Below are 18,777 nucleotides of genomic sequence, written 5' to 3'. Positions count from 1 at the left end.
CCCTCGTGCCTGCCGCCCGCCCCGCCCGCCGCGCCCTCGCGGCCGCCGTCGCCCTCCCCCTGCTGATCGGCGTCCTGGGCGCCTGCGGCTACGGCTCGGCGAAGAAGGACGACAAGAGCAACACCGCCGCCGTGGGCGCGAAACTGTCCGTCGACACGGTGCGGATCGGCTACTTCCCCAACATCACCCACGCCACCCCGCTGGTCGGTGACCACGAGGGGATCCTCCAGAAGGAACTGGGCGGCACCAAGCTCCGCGCCACGACCTTCAACGCGGGGCCGACCGAGATCGAGGCCCTCAACGCCGGGTCCATCGACATCGGCTGGATCGGCCCGTCGCCCGCCATCAACGGCTATGTGAAGTCCAAGGGCAAGAACCTGCGCATCATCTCGGGTGCCGCCTCCGGCGGTGTGAAGCTCGTCGTGAACCCGGACCGGATCTCCTCCCTCGACGACGTCAAGGGCAAGAAGATCGCGACGCCGCAGAAGGGCAACACCCAGGACGTGGCGTTCCTCAACTGGATCGCCGAGAAGGGCTGGAAGGTCGATCCGCAGAGCGGCAAGGGTGATGTGTCCGTCGTCCGCACGGACAACAAGGTGACTCCCGATGCCTACAAGTCCGGTTCCGTCGACGGCGCCTGGGTGCCGGAGCCGACCGCCTCGAAGCTGGTCGCCGAGGGCGGAAAGGTCCTGCTGGACGAGAGCACGCTGTGGCCGGACAAGAAGTTCGTGATCACCAATGTGATCGTGTCGCAGAAGTTCCTCGACGCCCACCCGGATGTGGTCGAGGCCGTGCTGCGCGGCTCGGTGAAGACCAACGCGTGGATCACGGCGAACCCGGACAAGGCGAAGGCCTCAGCCAACGCGGCCCTCAAGGGCCTCACCGGCAAGGAACTGCCCGCCAAGGTGCTCGACCCGGCGTGGCGGAGCATCGCGGTCACCGACGACCCGCTGGCCTCGACCCTGCAGGCCGAGGCGGACCACGCCGTCAAGGCCGGTCTGCTGGAGAAGCCGGACCTGTCCGGCATCTACGACCTGGCCCCGCTGAACAAGGTCCTGAAGGCCCAGGGCAAGCCGGCGGTCGACGCCGCGAACCTCGGCAAGCGTTAGCGCCCGGCGCGGCGCGCATCGCGCAATCGCGCCTCGCATCCCATCAAGCAGCGACCGCCGACCCGTCGGCGCCCAGACCTCAGGAGGTGACCGGATGGCCCCGGCACTGTCCACCGAGAAGACCGGCACGGCCGTCGTCGTCCCCCAGGATGCCCCGGCAGCCGTCCGGCTCCACCACGTCCACAAGAGCTTCGGCCGTCCCGGGGCGGCCCAGCCCGTCCTGGACGACATCACCCTTGATGTCCGGCCCGGTGAATTCGTCTGTCTGCTGGGCGCCTCGGGCTGCGGCAAGTCCACGCTGCTCAATCTGGTCGCCGGGCTGGACCGGCCCACGGCCGGCACGATCGAGGTGCCCGGCGGCAGGCCGGCGCTGATGTTCCAGGAGCACGCGCTCTTCCCCTGGCTGACCGCGGGCCGGAACATCGAGCTCGCCCTGCGGCTGCGCGGGGTGCCGAGGGCCGAGCGACGGCCGGAGGCCGAGCGGCTGCTGGAGCTGGTGCGGCTCGGCGGCTCGTACCGCAAGCGGGTGCACGAGCTGTCCGGCGGGATGCGGCAGCGCGTCGCCCTCGCCCGCGCCCTGGCGCAGGACAGCCAACTGCTGCTGATGGACGAGCCGTTCGCCGCGCTCGACGCCATCACCCGGGACGTGCTGCACCACGAGCTGACCCGGATCTGGTCCGAGACCTCGCTGTCGGTGCTGTTCGTGACGCACAACGTCCGCGAGGCGGTCCGGCTCGCCCAGCGCGTGGTGCTGCTGTCCTCGCGGCCCGGCCGGGTGGCCCGGGAGTGGGAGGTCGACATCCCGCAGCCGCGGCGGATCGAGGACGCGGCCGTCGCGGACCTGTCCGTCGAGATAACCGAAGAACTGCGTGGGGAGATCCGCCGCCATGGCCAGCACTGACACCGCCGGGAAGACGAAGCCCGACGGCCACGACCTCTCGGGACTGGAGGCCGGGCTCGACGCGCTGGACGCGGTGCAGGTCAAGCGGACGCCCTTCACCGAGGTCCTGCTGCACAAGGTCCTGCCGCCCGTGAGCGCCGTCGTCCTGGTGCTCGTCGTCTGGAAGCTCCTGGTCCTGGCGGAGGTCACCGACGACTACAAGCTGCCCGACCCCTCCGCCGTCTGGCACAGCCTCACCGAGCTGTGGGTGCAGGGCACCCTGCTCGACATCGTCTGGACCAGCGTCTCGCGCGGCCTGCTCGGCTTCGCCGCCGCCTTGGCCCTCGGCACCCCGCTGGGGCTGCTGGTCGCCCGGGTGCGGTTCGTACGGGCCGCCCTCGGCCCGATCCTCTCGGGCCTCCAGTCGCTGCCGTCCGTCGCCTGGGTACCGGCCGCGGTCATCTGGCTCGGCATCACGGACTCGGCGATGTACGCGGTGATCCTGCTGGGCGCGGTGCCGTCCATCGCCAACGGCCTTGTCTCCGGCATCGACCAGGTGCCGCCGCTGTATCTGCGGGCCGGACGCACCATCGGCGCCACCGGGGCGCGCGGCGCCTGGCACATCCTGCTGCCGGCCGCCCTGCCCGGCTATCTCGCCGGGCTCAAGCAGGGCTGGGCCTTCTCCTGGCGCTCACTGATGGCGGCCGAACTCATCGCCTCTTCCCCCGACCTGGGCCTCGGGCTCGGCCAGTTCCTGGAGAACGCCCGCACCGACTCCGACATGCCGGGGGTGCTGCTCGGCATCCTCCTCATCCTCTTCGTCGGCATCGCCATCGACCTGATCGTCTTCAGCCCGTTGGAGCGCCGCGTGCTGCGCACCCGCGGTCTGGCGACGCGCCAGGGGTGAGCGCATGGTGGTGTTGATCGTCGCCCACGGCAGCCGCGACCCCCGTCACGCGGCGACGGTGACGACGCTCCGGGACCGTCTGGCGGCACTGCGCCCGGGGCTCCGCGTCGAGGTGGGCTTCCTCGACTTCTGCGCGCCGAGCGTGCCCCGGGTGCTGGAACGGCTGTCGGCGGAGGGCGTACGGGACGTCGTCGCCCTCCCCCTGCTGCTGACCCGTGCCTTCCACGCCAAGGCCGACATCCCGGCCGTGCTGCGTGAGGCGGCGGCCCGGCTGCCGTGGCTGCGGGTGCGGCAGGCCGCCGTCCTCGGCCCTTCCCCCCTGCTGACGGCCGCCCTGGAACGGCGGCTGTACGAGGCCGGGCTGCGGCCCGGCGACCGGAGCCGGACCGGGGTCGTCCTGGCCTCGGCGGGCTCCACCGACCCGGAGGCGAGCGCGGTGATCGCTGAAATCGCGCGGGAGTGGCGGCACACCGGTTGGTGCGCCGTGCGACCCGCGTTCGCCTCCGCTTCCCTGCCGCGCACGGAGGACGCGATCCGTTCCCTGCGCGCGGAGGGCGTCCGCCGCATCGCGGTCGCCCCGTACGTCCTCGCCCCGGGCCGCCTGCCGGACCGCATCGCCGCCGGCGCCCGGGAGGCGGGCGCGGATGTCCTGGCGGACGTCCTGGGCCCGGCGCCGGAGGTCGTCTCGCTGCTGCTGCGACGGTACGAGGAGGCGGCGCGGGCCGTCGCGGTCACTCCGGGGGTGCGGCTGCGGGCCTAGGAGGGGTGCCCGAGGCCCCGTTTGACTCGTTCCACGGCGGAAGCGCACGCTGAGAATACGAGGAACACATCGGGCGTAGGCCTGGGCACCACGAAGGTACGCGCCCGCACGTCCACTCGTTCACTCGTCGCGAGCGCGCCGTCCCCCGGCCGGGCCGGCAGGGCCGATCCGAGTTCGACGGCGCCCGAGAGGGGCCCGTCATGTCCAACGAGTACACCACCCTGCGTGTCCGCGTCACGGCCAAGGATGCCGACACCCTGCGCGCCCTGCTGCGCGACTCCCGCCCCGATGTCGGCGGCAGGGTCCGCCGGAACGAGGACGGCAGCCTCACCATGGACGCCTATGTCTCCCCCGAGCAGGGCGAAGCCCTGGCTCGTGAGGGCGTGTCGGTCGAGACCGTCGAGGACGCCACCGCCACCGGACGTGCCCGCCAGACCGAGGTGGGCGAAGGAGACCGGTTCGCCCCCGAGGACGCGGTCCCGCAGGGACTCGCCCTCAAGGTGCGGGACTAGGAGGGGCGCCATGCCGTACCTGAACATCACCGAAGTCGAATCCGGCGTGGCCAGCCTGGCCGCCGCGTTCCCCACGGCGGACCTCATCGAGCTGCCCGAGCCGACCTTCGAGGGCCGGACCTGTCACGCCCTGCGGATCGGCACAGAACGCCGGGAGCCGAAGCCCGCCGTCGTCCTTATCGGCGGCGCACACGCCCGCGAGTGGGGCAGCTGCGAGATCCTGGTCGACTTCGCCGCCGACCTGTTGCACGCCCACACCGGCGGCACGGGCCTTGCCTACGGCGGTACGAGCTTCACCTCCGCCCAGGTGCGCAGGATCCTGGAGGAGCTCGACGTCGTCGTCTTCCCGCTCGTCAACCCGGACGGCCGGCACTACAGCCAGACCGTCGACGCCATGTGGCGGCGGAACCGCAATCCGGCCCAGTCCGGCGGCGATCCGGCCGCGATCGGCGTCGACCTCAACCGCAACTACGACCACCTCTTCGACTACCGGACCGCCTTCCACCCCCTCGCCCCGGTCCGGGTCTCGGACGACCCGGCCGACCCGAACCAGGTCTACCAGGGCCCCGAGCCCTTCTCCGAGGCGGAGACCCGCAATGTGCGCTGGCTGATCGACCGCTTCACCCGCACCCGTTGGTTCGTCGACGTCCACAGCTACACCCAGAAGGTGCTCTACGTCTGGGGCGACGACCAGAACCAGTCCGTCGACCCGGCCAAGAACTTCCACAACCCACTCTTCGACGGCAAGCGCGGACTGAAGGACGGTCTGGTCTACGCCGAGTTCATCGAGGAAGACGACGCCGACGACTCCGCCGTGCTCGCCGAGCGGTTCTGCGACGCCCTCAAGGGCGTACGCGGCAAGGAATACACCCCCGAGCCGGCCTTCGACCTGTACCCGACCTGCGGAACCAGCGACGACTACCTCTACGCGCGCCACATCCTCTCGGGCCAGGAGGAGGAGAAGATCCTCGCCTTCACGGTCGAGTGGGGCATGGCCTTCGCGCCGCCGTGGCCGGAGATGGAGAAGATCGTCCTCGACGTCGACGCCGGCCTGGTGCAGTTCTGCCTGACGGCTCTGGCCTAGGACGCCCCCGCTTAGACCAGTACTTTATGTGCGAGGGCCAGGATCGCGGTGAGGACGGTGAGCGCTCCGCCGAAGGCCGCGCCCGCACGCGTCAACGCGGCAGGCCGGCTGGCACCGTCCATGCGGGCCAACACCCCGGCCACCGCGCCGAGAGCGGCGGCGGACAGAACGGCGACGGCGATTGTCAGCAGCACGAGGGCGATGACAGCCGGTCGGTGATCCATGGGGTCCTCCTGAGTCCATGGTGGGTCCGGTGCCAGGAATCTCCCCGGTTCCATGTTCAGCGGCGTTCGGCCGTACCAAAATGAACGCGGTCACGGACGAGGCGGCGGCGGGGCTGGGGAGAGCGTGGGAGACGAAGAGACGGGCGCGCGAGCCGAGTTGGCCGCGAGGCTCCGGTTGCTGCGCGCCGAGCGCAGGCTGTCGGTCACCGCGTTGGAGCGGCGGTGCGGGCTGGGGCGCACGACGATCAGCCAGGCGCTCAACGGGCGGAAGGTACCGAGCGAAGCCACGGTGATCGCGCTGGCGAAGGCGCTGGGAGCGGCACCGCCCGCTCTCCTGGAACTGCGTTCACGGGCGGTTGCCCCGACGCCTGCGGCGATTCGCGAACAGAGCGACGAGGACGTGGTCTTTGAACGCCGGTACCGGGACTATGTCATCGACCGCTACAGCCGGCTGACGGTCGTGGGGCTGGACCTCACGAGGCCGGAGGGCGCTTGCTGGCCGTTGGACACGGCCTATCTCAGCCTGGAGCTGGCGGCTCGCGACGAGCGGTCGGGGATGCCTTCCGCGTGGCCGGAGGGGCACGCATCCCCGATGACGGTGGAACGGGCCGAGCAGGCTCTGGCAGGCCGGCAGCGCACGGTGATCCGTGGACTGGCGGGAAGCGGCAAGACGACGCTGCTCCACTGGCTGGCGGTGATGTCGGCACGGCAGAACCCGCCGAGCGAGATGGACCACCTGCGGCATCTCATGCCCTTCGTGCTGCCCTTGCGCACCCTCGACCGCCAGAGCGCTCTGCCGGGCCCGCACTCCTTCCTCGAAGCGACGGGGAGCATGCTCGCGGCCGCCCAACCGACGGGATGGGCGGATCGGGTCCTCACGGCAGGACGCGGTCTGCTGCTCATCGACGGCATTGACGAAGTGCCGCAGCAACGCCGCGAACACACCAGAGCGTGGCTGCGGGAACTCCTCGCGGCCTATCCGCAGGCGTACGTCCTCGTCACCACGCGCCCCACGGCCGTACCGGAACAATGGCTCAACGGCTCAGGCTTCACGGAGCTGACCGTACGGCCGATGAACAGGCGCGATGTGCTGGTCTTCGTCACCCGCTGGCACTGTGCGGCCAAGGCCGCCCCCGGGCTGGAGGAGAGCTTCACGGAGGCGGTACGCGGGCAGCGTGATCTGGCGCAGCTGGCGACCACTCCCCTGATGTGCGCGCTGATGTGCGCACTCCACCGGGACCGACGCGGCCACCTTCCCCGGGGCCGCATGGAGCTGTACGAGGCAGCACTCTCGATGCTGCTGGTCCGACGCGACCATGAACGCGGCATCGACGCGCCGGAAGGCATCAGCCTGACCCGGCACCAGTCCATCCAGTTGCTCCAACGGCTCGCCTACTGGCTCATCCGCAACGGCCAGGCAGAAATGGAGGAGGAGTCGGCGCTCGCGGTCATCGAGGAGGCACTGCCTGCCATGCCTGCGGTGTCGGCGCAGGGCGACGCCCGGCAGGTGCTCACCCACCTGGTTGGCCGTAGCGGTCTGCTGCGCAAGCCGACGGCCGACACCATTGACTTCGTCCACCGCACCTTCCAGGACTACCTCGGCGCGAAGGCGGCGGTGGAGGCGCGGGACCTGGGCCTCTTGGTACGGCACGCGCACGACGACCAGTGGGAGGACGTCCTACGGATGGCCGTCGCCCATGCCCGGCCCACCGAGCGAGCCACGCTGCTGCGTCGGCTCGTGGCGCGCGGTGACCGTACGGCAAAGCACCGGACGCGGCTGCATCTGCTGGCCATGGCTTGTCTGGAGCAGGCAACGGAGTTGGAGCCCGGGGTTCGGGAGGCGGTGGAGAGCCGGGCGGGGGCGTTGCTGCCGCCGTGGAGTTATGCGGAGGCCAAGGAGCTGGCGTCGGTCGGGCCGGTGATCGTCGAACTGCTTCCAGGGCCGGAAGGTCTGGAAGACGAGGAAGCCAGCGCCGTCGTGGAGACGGCGGTCGCCGTGGGCGGTGATGCCGCCCTTCCCCTGCTCAAGCGGTATCGCGACAGCGCCGACCGAGGCATCCATAGCCTTCTGGGGAGGAGCTGGGGCTCATTCGATACGGAGGAGTATGCACGAGAGATCCTCGACCACCTCGCCGAAGACGTCACCGTCCAAGTGGCGACTGATGCCGAGCTCAAGGCGATCAGAGAGATCCGCAACAGGTCAGACGTCTCCTTCCACGGAAACTTCTCGGCGTCCAAGCTGATGTCCGGCATCGAGCGAAGCCAGCTCCGCAGGCTTTGCATTTCCGGTAACCTGAAGCTGCGCGACATCGGCTTCATCCGGCAGTTGCCTGGGCTACGCGATCTGACTCTGATAGGTAACGGCGATCTCTTCGACCTGGCACCCCTGGATGGCTTGCCGATCAACAAGTTGGCCCTGTGGGGAGCTCTGCCCAGAGATCTGACTACCGTCGGTCGGCTGCCGACCCTGGAACGTCTCAATCTCAACACTCCCCTGGACCAGCCCTCCGTCTCCGCCTTTCCTGAGCTCCCGCACCTGCGAGAGCTCTACCTCTGGGACGCGACGTGCTCGTCAACGGCGCTCAGCGGCATCTCCGAACTCAGCGGTCTGAAGTTCCTCAGTTTCGTCCCCCCGGTCACGTTGGATGCCTGGCAGGAGCTCACACTGCTCCCCGCCTTGACCGGTATGCAGATCGTCGATCAGAAGGTGGCCGCACTCGGCGCCTGTCCGCCCCTGCCCCAGGTGACCCATCTTTTCCTCAACAACCCCTCCTCACACGCGGACCTGACCCCCGTGATGGACACCTTCCCCAACGTCCGAGAGCTGTCCATCTACTGCCGGTCAGACTCCGACCCCACAGTTGATCTCACCCCGCTCGCCGGCATCGAGGGCCTGACAGTCCACATCACCGACGCCGAAACCGTCACCGGCCCCCACCTCTTCCCTCCGGGTGCCATCACCCGCTCCCCCCGCCCTCGCCCCCGCGCATAACCCGCACCAGCACACCCGTTTGGTGACCATGAGACACCACCACATCGGGCGATATTCCTGTTGTGCAAGCGTTCATCCCGGCACCGACGGAATACCGACGTTTCATCGGCGAATGCTCGGAGTCCTCCTCAATCCTCCACCCCCACCTGCTTCGATGGCTCGCAGTACACGACCCGCTACCGCACACCGGAAGGGGAACAGTGTGACTGCTGCATCGGACTGGGTTCAGCGTGCGACGGACCGGACCTACTGGGCGTGGGACTCGGACCGCTGGGAGACCAAGGGCCCCGGCTGGCAGGACGTGCCGGGGGCGAAGATCGGTCTCAAGGTCGGCGGATCGACCTCGCCCTCGTACGGGGCGATCTTTGTGGTGACCTTCAGCGCGGAGACGCTGGTGAGCTCCTCGGACAACAACAGCGTCCTCTGGCTCGACGTGCTGTTCGGCGGCGAGAGCCCGAACCCGGTCAGTGACAACCACCGTTTCTCGTCGGCGGCCTCATCGGCGGAATGGTCCTCGCACACCGCGCTGCGGATCATCAGGTTCGAGCCGCAGTTCAACCAGAAGGACGTCACCGCTCAGGTGCGGGTGAGCCCGAGCGACAACATCGGCACCGCCGGACTGCAGAACTGGCTCCTGAAGATCGAGCGCTACAACCTGTAACAGCCGGCTTGACCACACGGCCGTGCGGGAGCGCCGCCTTCAGGCGCCTCCCGCACGGCACCCACACGTCAGGGCCGCGAGCGCTCTGCGGGCACAGCACAGGCCGCCGTTCCGCCCGGCATCCGCTGCCGGTTGTTCGCGATCAGCCGGTAGATGCCGTGGGCAGCCCAACGCACCGGTGGCAGCATGAGCACCGCTCCCGGCACGGCCCAGCCGCCACGCGCGCTGAGCAGGAGTTTGGCGACGGCCTGGGCTCCGCCGTAGACCGTCCCGCCGGGGGTGATCCACAACAGCTCGTACTCGGCCCTGTCCTGTGTCACGCCCAGGGCATTCAATTCCGCGGACTGCCATGCGGTGACATCACAGCGGGGCCGGATACGTCTCTCGGCGAACCTCACCGAGGTCGTGCAGAAGCCGCAGTCACCGTCGTACACGAGCACAGGCCGGGTTCGCATGATGCTCATGATGCCGCGCTCCGCCCTGGCGGGGGCCGGGATGACCGTCCCGTCGTGTGACCCACATCATGGGAACTCCTACCTCCCATCGGACATATCCAGACGTGACGTCAATACACACCCGCATCAGGGACGGCGACCCGGACTCCTTCCGCCGTCTCTTCCGCTCGCACGCCCAGCTCGTCCACCGCTACGCCATCCGTGCCACCGGCGACTGGGCCACCGCCGAGGACGTCGTTTCGCTCACGTTCCTGGAGGCCTGGCGCCTGCGTGACAGGCTTCCCGAGGAGCCGGACGGCGCGAAGGCCTGGCTGATGGGCATCGCGGTGAACGTCCAGCGCAACACCAACCGTGCCGCCCGCCGCCATCAGAAGGCCCTGGCCCGCATGCCCGCCAAGGAAGCCGTGCCGGACATCGCGGGTGAAGTGGTGGGCAGGATGGCGGACGCCGAACAGCTCACCGCCGCGAAGAACGCCCTGGAGAAGCTGCGCCGGCCGGAGCGCGAGGTCGTCACCCTCTGCGTGTGGTCCGGCCTGAGCTACGCGGAAGCGGCCGAGGCCCTGGGCGTGGCCGTCGGCACCGTACGGTCGCGGCTGTTCCGGGCCCGCGAGCGGCTGCGCAAGCTCGCCGAACAAGAGCTCCGGCAGCGCGCCGACGAGACGGCGTCCCGGCGTCCCGAGCGCCTCCATCTGCATCTGAACCGTCCGAACGAGAAGTGGAACCGATAATGCGCATCTCCCGGCGAACCCAAGAGCCGCTCGACCTCCGTGACTTCGACCTCCTGCTCCCGCGGCAGGCCGAGACCGCCCTGCCCAAGGCGCGGCAGGACCTGCTCGAAGAGGCCCTGTGGGCCGAGGCGCGCCGAACCGCCCCGTGCGCACCGCGCTCCCGTGCGCACCGCACGGCCTGGATCGCGCTCCCGGCCGCCGCGGCCGTGGTGGCGGGTGCCGTGCTCGTGGCCCCGGACGGCTCGGGGGCGTCGGGTACGGACACCCGCCCGCCGAAGGCCGGTGCGAAGCTGGAGTCCGGCACCACCGGTGGACTGTCGACGGCCGTCGACCGCATCTCCCTCGTGGCAGCACGGCAGCCGGCCCTGGAACCCCGGCAGGACCAGTACATCTACGTGGAAAGCAAGGTCAGGGGCGGGCGGGTCGACAGGGCGGGCGGCAAGGAGAAGCTCGTGGTGACTCCGCTGCGCTCGCGCCAGGTCTGGCACTCGCCCGACGGCCTCAAGAATTTCATCTACGAGCCCGGCCATGAATTCATGGACAAGAACGGCGAGGACCTCGACCTCGACCGTCCCGATGACGTCACCGACCGGGGCTCCTACAACAGCGTCAAGGCGCTTCCCACCGACCCCGACGCCCTCCTCAAGCGCCTCTACCGGGTGGGCAGGATGGGCGACCCGGAGGCCGACCGGACGGCGTTCGAGGAGATAGGTCAGCTGTTGGAGGAGCAGATCGCGGCACCGGACATCAGCGCCGCGCTGTTCAAAGCGGCTGCCAAGATCCCGGGCGTCAGGCTCGTGGACAACATCGTCGACGCGACCGGCCGGACCGCTGTCGCGATCACTCACACCGGCCCGGTCAGCCGTCAGGAGTGGATCTTCGACAGGAACACCTATGGGTACCTCGGCCAGCGCGACGTGCTGGTCAAGCCCTATCGGGGCCTCGAACCCGGCGCCATCACCCACGAGACCGTGGTCATCAAGCGGGCCGTGGTCAACGCGAAGAAGGAGCTCCCCGACGGCACGACGCTCTGAGCGTGGTGCGGGGAGCGCCTTCGTCGACATGGTCCGCTGGGAGCCCCCCGCGCACACACAGGTCGGCGGCCCTTTCAGCCCGGACAGGACCGGGCAAGAGGGGCCGCCGGCCCATGTCTTTCAGGGTGCGGGCGCCCCTCGGGGGCTGTGCGGCAGAGGCGCAGCCACAGCTGCACGACGGCCGTACCGATGCGACGGTGGCGCACATGAGCACCGTGTGGGAGCGCCCGTTCGGTGGCTCGAGTCGGCCGTTAGGGTGATCTGATCATCCCTGATGAAAGGCCACGTAGCCCACAGTGACCGAGTCGCGCCCCCACACCCTGTTCTCCTTCGGCACGCTGTTGGACGAGCGGGTCCAGACCGCTCTCTTCGGCGAAGCGGTGCCCAGTTCTCCGGAGTCGCTGACCGGCTACACGGCCAGGCCCCTGCCGATCACCGACGAGTCCGTGATCGCCGCCAGCGGCCTCGACGTGCACCTGACCCTGGAGCGCAAGTACGGCGCCGTGGTCGAGGGTGCCGTCCTGCACCTCACCGACCGGGACCTCGCCGCAGCCGATGCCTACGAAGTCGACGACTACGCCCGCCGTCGGGTGCTCCTCACTTCCGGGGAAAGCGCCTGGGCCTACCTGGATGCGAAGCCGCTGCGCCCGGCCGCACGCATCCTGATCGTGGGCGACAGCATCGCCTACGGACGCTGTGATCCGCAGGGAGGATGGGCGGCCCGCCTGGCGGCCACCCACATCGCCGGGAACGAGGCCGAACACCGGGTCTTCAATCTGGCCATCCCCGGCAGCACCCTGGCCGATGTCAGCCGGCAGACACCCACGGTGCTGGCTCCTCGCCTGCCCGACACCGTCCTTGTCGCCGCCGGCATCAACGACTCCGCCCTGCCGCTCGCCACGTCGCAGTCTCCTCGCGACGGACTGGCGCACATCGCGGACAGTCTGGGCGCGTTGGCCGCCACCGCCCTGAGTCACAACGCGCGACTTGTCGTCGTGGGACCGACCTGGGTCGATGAAGAACGCACCCGCGACTACGAGGGCCTGCGATTCACCCAGGCGCGAGCGCTGGCCCTGCGCGAGTCCATACGGGCCTGGTGCGAAGCGAACCACGTCGACTACCTCGACATGTGGGAGCCACTGCGGGAGAGGGCCGAGCTCCTCGTCGACGGCGTGCACCCCACCCCCGAAGGACATCAGGTGCTCCATCGGCACCTCGACGCCCTCGGTCGCTAGTCCGTCGGCCGGCATCGCGGCCATCACGCAGGTCAGCTGAAGTCCAAACCGCCCGTCCGAGTGCGCTTCAGCTCGAAGAAGTCGGGGTACGAGGCCAGCGCGCGGGCGCCGTCGAAGATGCGGGCCGCCGTCTCGCCCCGGGGTATCGACGTCAGGATCGGGCCGAAGAAGGCGACGCCGTCGATGTGCAGGGTCGGGGTGCCGACCTCCTCGCCGACCGGGTCCATGCCCTCGTGGTGGCTCTTGCGCAACGCGTCGTCGTGCTCGGTGGTGTGCGCGGCCTCGGCCAGCTCGGCGGGCAGGCCCACCTCGGCGAGCGCCTCCTTGATCACGTCGTCGTCGATGTCCTTGCCCTGGTTGTGGGCACGGGTGCCGAGGGCGGTGTAGAGGTCGCGGAGCACATGCTCGCCGTGCCGGCGGGCAGCGGCCGTGCAGACGCGGACCGGGCCCCAGGCCGTGTCGAGCATTTCGCGATAGCGCTCGGGGAGGTCCTCGCGTCCCTCGTTGAGGACGGACAGGCTCATGACGCGGAAGCGGAGCTCGATGTCACGCAGTCGCTCGACCTCGAGGATCCAGCGCGAGGTGATCCAGGCGAAGGGGCAGACGGGGTCGAAGTAGAAATCGACCTTGCCGGTCTCGCCATCCGGGAGGGAAGGGGCGGCAGTTACGGGGGACGTCTCGAAAGTCATGGCCGGAGCCTAACGCCGAGTGGTCGACCGTCGCGCCCCCGTGGGGGAGGGGCGCGACGGCCGACCGGGAATGCAACTCACCGACAGTCGATGACGATGTCCGTCACGATGTCGTCAGTACGGTGCCTACTCCACGACCTTGAGCAGCTTGTTCGGCGTGCCCGCGCTCGGGTTGGAGACCTTGTCCGGGGTGGCACCCTTGGTCAGCGCACCGGCGACCTGCTCGGGCGTCGCGTCCTTGTGACCGCCGAGGTAGACCGCGGCCGCGCCCGCGACATGCGGAGTGGCCATGGACGTACCGGAGATGGTCTTGGTGCCCGAGTCGCTGTCGTTCCACGCGGACGTGATGTCCGAGCCGGGGGCGTAGAGGTCGACCACGCTCCCGTAGTTGGAGAAGTCGGACTGCTGGTCGTCCTTGGTGGTGGAGGCGACGGTGATCGCCTCCGGAACCCGGGACGGGGAGCCCTGGCCCGCGTCGGAGGACTCGTTGCCCGCGGCGACGGCGAACGTGACGCCGGCGGCGACGGCCCGCTTGACGGCCGCGTCGAGGGCCTCGTCGGCGCCGCCGCCGAGGCTCATGTTGGCGACGGACGGGCCCTTGTGGTTCTTGACGACCCAGTCGATGCCCGCGACGACCTGCTCGGTGCTGCCGGAGCCGTTCGCGTCGAGCACCCGGACGGCCACGATCTTGGCCTTCTTGGCGACGCCGTGCGCGTCACCGGCGATGGTGCCCGCGACGTGCGTGCCGTGGCCGTTGCCGTCGTCCGCGTTGTCGTCGTTGTCGATGGCGTCGAAGCCGGACGAGGCGCGCCCGCCGAAGTCCTTGTGGCTGATGCGCACGCCGGTGTCGATGACGTACGCGGTGACGCCCTCACCCGCCCCGTCGGGGTAGGCGTACTTGCCGTCGCCCTTGGTGTCCGCCTGGTCGATGCGGTCCAGACCCCAGGAGGGTGGGGCCTCCTGGGTGCCGGTGGCGGTGAAGCGGTGGTTCTGCACGACCTTGGCGACGGAGGGGTCGGCGGCGAGCCGCTTCGCCTCCGTCTCGTCCAGGCCGCTGGCGGAGAAGCCGCGCAGCGCCGAGTCGTACGTGCGGTTCAGCTTGCCGCCGTACCGCTTGGCGAGGTCCTTGCCTGCTGCCGTGACGGCCTTGGCGCCGACGGATTCGGCACTCTTTCCGTCCTTCAGCATGACGATGTAGCTGCCGTCGATCGCGCCCTTGGCATTCGCGCCGTAGACGGTTCCTTCGGCGGGAGCGGCGCCGGCGGGCAGAGCCAGCAGGGTGGCTCCGGCGGTGACGGCGGTCATGGCGGATATCGCCAGTACGAGCCGCCGCTTGCCGACGCGCTTATGGGTTGCCATACGAGGGTTCCTCCTCGTGAGGATGTGGGGGGGAAATTGAGCGTTCATCAAACGTCACCCGGAGCGTGGAAGGGATTGCTCCGGGTGACTCGAAACCCTGTCGGATTTACCGTGCTCATTTCAAGATCCACACGAAGGTGTGACATACGCAACGCTCTTGCGTAATTTCAAACCCCGCTGAACGGCGCCAAATTGGACAGCCGATTGACAACCACTGTCAGGTTTTACCGTTGGGACACATTCCAACTGGCGCCCGCGTGAAGGGACTTCGGAGCGGCGCGGTGCTCACTTGCGCAGTTCCGCCTCGATGAGATCGGCCGCATAGGGCGTCCCGCCCTCCGCCGCCAGCTCGGCCCGCAGCTGCGCCGAACGGGACGCCACGGCTGGGTCGTTCACGAGCTCCAGGACCGCCGCGCGCAGCGTCGCCGCGTCCGCCTGCTCCATCGGTACGTGTTTGCCGACGCCCAGTTCCTCGATCAGCGCCGCGTTGCCGAACTGGTCGACCGCCTGCGGCACGGCGACCATCGGCACTCCACAGGCCAGGCCCTCCTGCGAGCCACCCATGCCGGCGTGCGTGATGAAGGCGTCGGCCTTCTGGAGCACCGCCAACTGCGGTATCCACGAGCGCACCTCGAAGTTGGCCGGGATCGTGCCCAGTTCGCGGACGTCGACCTGCTTGCCGATCTGGAGCAGGACATGCCAGCCCGGCAGGTCGCCGAAGGCCTCGATGCACGCGCGGTAGAAGCCGGGCTGCTTGGTGAAGGTGGAGCCGAGCGAGATGAGCAGGACCTTTTCCGCGTCGGCGGGCCGCTCCCAGTCGCCCTGGTCGGCCCGGTCGCCCTGGCAGGGGCCGGTGAAGGTGTACACGGACTCGTCGACCCGGTCGGCCTGGGGCTGCATGGCGCGCGGGACGAGGGCGAGACAGCGGTCCGGGCGGCCCATGAAGGTGTCGGGGTCGATGTCCATGCCGTTCTCGGCGATCCAGGCGGCGAACCTCTCGTAGTAGGCGATGCCGCGCGGCGTCTGCTTGACCGGGTCCATGACCGCCGCCCCGACCTCGTGCTCATACCCCTGCCAGGCGACGAAGCACGGCGAGAGCTGGACGACCGGCACCTGCCAGCGATGCCCGAGGACCCGCGCGGGGTAGGCGGTGATGTCGTACAGGACCAGATCCGGCTCGTCGCCCTCGTACGCCGCGATGAGCTGCGGCAACGCCTGGACGGCATCGGCGAGGAACGGCTCCATGTGGTCCATCACCTCGGTGCCCCAGGCGTCGGGGTCGCCGTCGGCCGGGAGGGTCGAGGTGTAGATCTTCGGCTCGGCGCCGGTGGCGGCGACGCGCTCCGCGAAGGACTCGGGGATGGCGTAGGTGACGCGGTGGCCACGGGCCACGAGTTCACGGATGACGTCCAGGCTGGGGTTCACGTGTCCGTGGGCCGCGATGCTGAACATGGCGATGTGGGCGGGGCGGGGAGTGGTCATGCCCGGGAGCCTAAACGAGACGATACGTCTCGTGCAAATGATTAATCGTCACCTCTCTGCCGTCCGGTCTGCTCCTCCGGCCCGCCCGGCTGCCCACCCGGTGCGCCCCGGCCCCGGCCGAAGGGGACAATCTCCGTGATCGGCCGGGCGGCGCCGACACGGCAGGTACGGAAGGTACGAGTGGTGGATCCCATGGCCTCGACGCATCCGGCGAACGTGCCCTTCACGGAACAACGCGCGCGCGAGCTCCTCCCGGCGGCCGTTCCGGCGGCCGACGCGAAACTCCTCGCGCTCGGGGAGAACGCGGTCTTCGCCGCCGGGGACCTCGTCGCCAAGGTGGGCCGCGACGCCTCGCTGGCGGACCGGGCCCGTCATGAACTGCGCGTCGCCGCCTGGCTCGCGGAGTGCGGCATCCCGGCCGTCCGGGCGGCCGCACCCGAGGTGCTGTCGGCCGACGGGCATCCGGTGACGCTCTGGCACCGGCTCCCCGCGGCGCCGCGCCCGGCCGGCCCCGCCGACCTCGCCGAACTGCTGCGGCTGATCCACGCACTGCCGGAACCGGGTTTCGCGCTGCCGCGTCGCGAGCTGCTCGGCGGCGTCGAGCGCTGGCTCCGGCTGGCCGGGGACGCGATCGACCCGGCCGACGCCGCGTATCTGCGGGAGCGGCGGGACGGTTTCGCGGCGGCGGCCGCCGCGCTGACCCCGCAGCTGCCGCCGGGGCCGATCCACGGCGACGCCTCGCCGCGCAACGTCCACATCGGACCGGACGGGCCGGTCCTGGTGGACCTGGAGACCTTCGCCGGGGACCTGCGGGAGCACGACCTGGTGGTGATGGCGCTCAGCCGGGACCGGTACGGGATGGACCCCGACGCCTACGACACCTTCGTGCGGACCTACGGCTGGGACGTACGGGAGTGGGCGGGCTGCGCGGTGCTGCGCGGGGCCCGGGAGACCGCGAGCTGCGCATGGGTGGCCCAGCACGCGCCCGGCAACCCGGCGGCGCGCGCCGAGTTCGGCCGCCGGGTCGCGTCCTTGCGGGACGGAGACCCGGCGGTGCGCTGGTACCCCTTCTGAGCGAGGCCACGGCAGCGAGGCCCCGGCCGGGGCCCGCCAGGCCGGGTTCCACAGGATCCAGACGGTGCCGGTGCCGGGGCGGTACGGGGTCGGATGGTCCTGCACGCCCGAGCCGCCGTAGTCGAAGGCGAAGGCCCGGTCGGCCGGCGACCGCAGGTCGTAGCCCCCGATGCCCCGGCCCGGATCGCCCTGCGCGTACACCGGCGTGAATTGGCCACCCCGATTCCGCGGAATCCAGAACGTACCCGTCCCCGGACGGCACAACGCCAGATGATCCGGCTTGCCCGAACTCTCGTCATCGAAGGCGAATGCCTGGTCCGCCGGAGACTTCAGGTCATATCCCCCGATACCCTTTCCCGGGTCCCCCTCGGAATGGACCGGGTCGAAGTGGCCGCCTCGATTACGCAGAATCCAGAAGGTGCCGGTGCCGGGCCGAAAGAGCGCGAGATGGTCGAGCCTGCCAGAACTCGGGTAATCGAAGGCGAAAACGCGATCCGCCGCCGACTTCAGGTCATATCCCCCGATGCCCATTCCGGGGTCGCCCTCGGAAAACACGGGGCGACCGTCCCGCCCCGGTTCCGCGGAATCCAGAGCGCGCCCGGGCGGTAGAGGACGAGAGGGGCACGCTGCGCCTCCTCGGATCGCCGTGGAACGCGGCCGTGGGGGGAGATGGCGGGCCCGGTACGGATTACGGTGGCCCCGCACCTCCGGGAGGGTGATGGGCATCACGCAAACCGTGACAAGTGCCATGAGTCATTCCGGATCCGGGTAAACCGGGTGATTTCAGAGGCGCGTGAGGCACCGGGCGGGCCCTCGGGAACGCCTTCTGAAGCCCCCCGACCTCCGGGACGTCAGCGCAGCGGCCAGCGCGGGTCGACGACCGCCTCCGGATCTCCCTGCCGGCGCAGCCACTTCTGATAGCCCGCCGCCCATTCGCCGTACCACCCGGCCTGCTCGCGGTGGAGTGCCCAGAGATCCGCCTCCGCCACCCGCGGATACCGCTCGGCGACCGCGCAGGCGACCCGGACCGCCGCGAGTGCGTCCGCCCCGGCCTCGTGCGCGCTGTCCAGCACCACGCCGTACTCGCCGCAGACCGCTTCGAGATTGCGCTTGCCCTTGCGGTAGCGGTCGACGGCCCGGTCGATGGTGAGCGGGTCGACGACCGGCCCCACTCCCCCGTCACCGTCGTCGCCCAGCCGCTCGCCGAGCGAGGGCAGGCCGTACCGCCGCAGCTCCGCGGCCAGCATGCTGAGGTCGAAGCAGGCGTTGTACGCGACGACGGGCACGCCCACCGACCAGTGGCCGACCAGCGCGTCCGCTATCTCGTCGACCACCTCGCGGGCGGGTCTGCCCAGCGCCGCCGCGCGCTCGCTCGTGATGCCGTGTATGGCCGCGGCCTCGGCCGGGATGGGAACTCCCGGATCCGCCAGCCACTCCCGGCGCCCCGTCGGCTCGCCGCCCTTGGCCTCGACGACGGCCGCCGTGACGATCCGCGACTCCCCCGGGTCGGTGCCCGTGGTCTCCAGGTCGAACCCGATCAACAGCTCCCGGTGCCACCCCATCGCGGCCCCCCTTCGTGGTGCTTCCCCCGA

The 18,777-nt window shown here is 70.1% G+C and carries 18 protein-coding genes; 12 read left to right on the top strand and 6 right to left on the bottom strand.

What is annotated here, in order from left to right; translation table 11 throughout:
* Positions 1–5 precede the first annotated feature (5 nt).
* The 6 genes from AB8O64_RS28040 to AB8O64_RS28015 all read left to right on the top strand — a co-directional run bounded on the left by AB8O64_RS28040 (position 6) and on the right by AB8O64_RS28015 (position 5,252).
* Positions 6–1,109, top strand: a complete 1,104-nt coding sequence (locus tag AB8O64_RS28040; protein WP_370422060.1) for an aliphatic sulfonate ABC transporter substrate-binding protein — start codon at positions 6–8, stop codon at positions 1,107–1,109.
* Between the two features lie 94 nt (positions 1,110–1,203).
* A complete protein-coding gene (locus AB8O64_RS28035; protein ID WP_370422058.1) occupies positions 1,204–2,010 on the top strand; it encodes an ABC transporter ATP-binding protein in 807 nt (268 codons plus the stop codon).
* Entirely contained in the window at positions 1,997–2,896 is a 900-nt protein-coding gene (locus AB8O64_RS28030) for an ABC transporter permease (protein WP_365376495.1), read from the top strand. The genes AB8O64_RS28035 and AB8O64_RS28030 overlap by 14 nt, the downstream gene beginning before the upstream one ends.
* A 4-nt stretch (positions 2,897–2,900) precedes the next feature.
* Positions 2,901–3,656, top strand: a complete 756-nt coding sequence (locus AB8O64_RS28025) for a sirohydrochlorin chelatase (protein ID WP_370422056.1) — start codon at positions 2,901–2,903, stop codon at positions 3,654–3,656.
* Positions 3,657–3,856: 200 nt separating this feature from the next.
* The gene (locus tag AB8O64_RS28020) at positions 3,857–4,168 is read left to right on the top strand and encodes a hypothetical protein (protein ID WP_370422055.1); all 312 of its coding nucleotides are present in this window, start codon (positions 3,857–3,859) and stop codon (positions 4,166–4,168) included.
* Between the two features lie 10 nt (positions 4,169–4,178).
* Positions 4,179–5,252, top strand: a complete 1,074-nt coding sequence (locus AB8O64_RS28015) for a M14 family metallopeptidase (RefSeq protein WP_370422054.1) — start codon at positions 4,179–4,181, stop codon at positions 5,250–5,252.
* An 11-nt stretch (positions 5,253–5,263) separates the two neighbouring features.
* On the opposite strand, the gene AB8O64_RS28010 is transcribed toward AB8O64_RS28015, so the two are convergent.
* Complete coding sequence (locus tag AB8O64_RS28010; RefSeq protein WP_370422053.1) at positions 5,264–5,476, bottom strand: hypothetical protein; 213 nt, start codon at positions 5,474–5,476, stop codon at positions 5,264–5,266.
* A 124-nt stretch (positions 5,477–5,600) separates the two neighbouring features.
* Here AB8O64_RS28010 and AB8O64_RS28005 point away from each other — a divergent pair, with 124 nt between their 5' ends.
* Positions 5,601–8,468: an NACHT domain-containing protein gene (locus AB8O64_RS28005; protein ID WP_370422051.1), complete on the top strand. Its 2,868-nt coding sequence runs from the start codon at positions 5,601–5,603 to the stop codon at positions 8,466–8,468.
* A gap of 202 nt (positions 8,469–8,670) precedes the next feature.
* Positions 8,671–9,129 (top strand): hypothetical protein, encoded by a 459-nt coding sequence (locus AB8O64_RS28000; RefSeq protein WP_370422050.1) that lies wholly within the window; start codon positions 8,671–8,673, stop codon positions 9,127–9,129.
* Between the two features lie 68 nt (positions 9,130–9,197).
* Here the strand turns inward: AB8O64_RS28000 and AB8O64_RS27995 are convergent, their stop codons facing one another.
* On the bottom strand, positions 9,198–9,584 hold the full coding sequence (locus tag AB8O64_RS27995; protein ID WP_370422049.1) for a thiol-disulfide oxidoreductase DCC family protein: 387 nt from the start codon (positions 9,582–9,584) through the stop codon (positions 9,198–9,200).
* A 113-nt stretch (positions 9,585–9,697) separates the two neighbouring features.
* On the opposite strand from AB8O64_RS27995, the gene AB8O64_RS27990 reads away from it, so the two are divergent.
* From AB8O64_RS27990 to AB8O64_RS27980, 3 genes are all read left to right on the top strand, one after another.
* The gene (locus tag AB8O64_RS27990) at positions 9,698–10,312 is read left to right on the top strand and encodes an RNA polymerase sigma factor (protein WP_370423985.1); all 615 of its coding nucleotides are present in this window, start codon (positions 9,698–9,700) and stop codon (positions 10,310–10,312) included.
* Positions 10,312–11,346: a CU044_5270 family protein gene (locus AB8O64_RS27985; RefSeq protein ID WP_370422048.1), complete on the top strand. Its 1,035-nt coding sequence runs from the start codon at positions 10,312–10,314 to the stop codon at positions 11,344–11,346. The genes AB8O64_RS27990 and AB8O64_RS27985 overlap by 1 nt, the downstream gene beginning before the upstream one ends.
* Before the next feature lie 296 nt (positions 11,347–11,642).
* Positions 11,643–12,581, top strand: coding sequence for a GDSL-type esterase/lipase family protein (locus AB8O64_RS27980; RefSeq protein ID WP_370422047.1), 939 nt, complete (start codon positions 11,643–11,645; stop codon positions 12,579–12,581).
* Positions 12,582–12,613: 32 nt separating this feature from the next.
* Here the strand turns inward: AB8O64_RS27980 and AB8O64_RS27975 are convergent, their stop codons facing one another.
* From AB8O64_RS27975 to mgt, 3 genes are all read right to left on the bottom strand, one after another.
* Complete coding sequence (locus AB8O64_RS27975; protein ID WP_370422046.1) at positions 12,614–13,270, bottom strand: DsbA family protein; 657 nt, start codon at positions 13,268–13,270, stop codon at positions 12,614–12,616.
* Between the two features lie 126 nt (positions 13,271–13,396).
* Positions 13,397–14,629, bottom strand: coding sequence for a S8 family peptidase (locus tag AB8O64_RS27970; RefSeq protein ID WP_370422045.1), 1,233 nt, complete (start codon positions 14,627–14,629; stop codon positions 13,397–13,399).
* 285 nt (positions 14,630–14,914) lie between these two features.
* Positions 14,915–16,111: a macrolide-inactivating glycosyltransferase gene (gene mgt / locus AB8O64_RS27965; protein ID WP_370422043.1), complete on the bottom strand. Its 1,197-nt coding sequence runs from the start codon at positions 16,109–16,111 to the stop codon at positions 14,915–14,917.
* Positions 16,112–16,303: 192 nt separating this feature from the next.
* Here mgt and AB8O64_RS27960 point away from each other — a divergent pair, with 192 nt between their 5' ends.
* The gene (locus AB8O64_RS27960; protein WP_370422042.1) at positions 16,304–17,185 is read left to right on the top strand and encodes a phosphotransferase enzyme family protein; all 882 of its coding nucleotides are present in this window, start codon (positions 16,304–16,306) and stop codon (positions 17,183–17,185) included.
* An 851-nt stretch (positions 17,186–18,036) separates the two neighbouring features.
* On the opposite strand, the gene AB8O64_RS27955 is transcribed toward AB8O64_RS27960, so the two are convergent.
* Positions 18,037–18,747: an exonuclease domain-containing protein gene (locus tag AB8O64_RS27955; protein ID WP_356456986.1), complete on the bottom strand. Its 711-nt coding sequence runs from the start codon at positions 18,745–18,747 to the stop codon at positions 18,037–18,039.
* Positions 18,748–18,777 lie beyond the last annotated feature (30 nt).

The sequence above is a fragment of the Streptomyces sp. QH1-20 genome (genome assembly GCF_041283565.1).
GTDB classification, from domain to species: Bacteria; Actinomycetota; Actinomycetes; order Streptomycetales; family Streptomycetaceae; genus Streptomyces; species Streptomyces syringius.
Note: the sequence above shows the minus strand (reverse complement) of the source record. Positions and strands in the feature narration are given on the sequence as shown.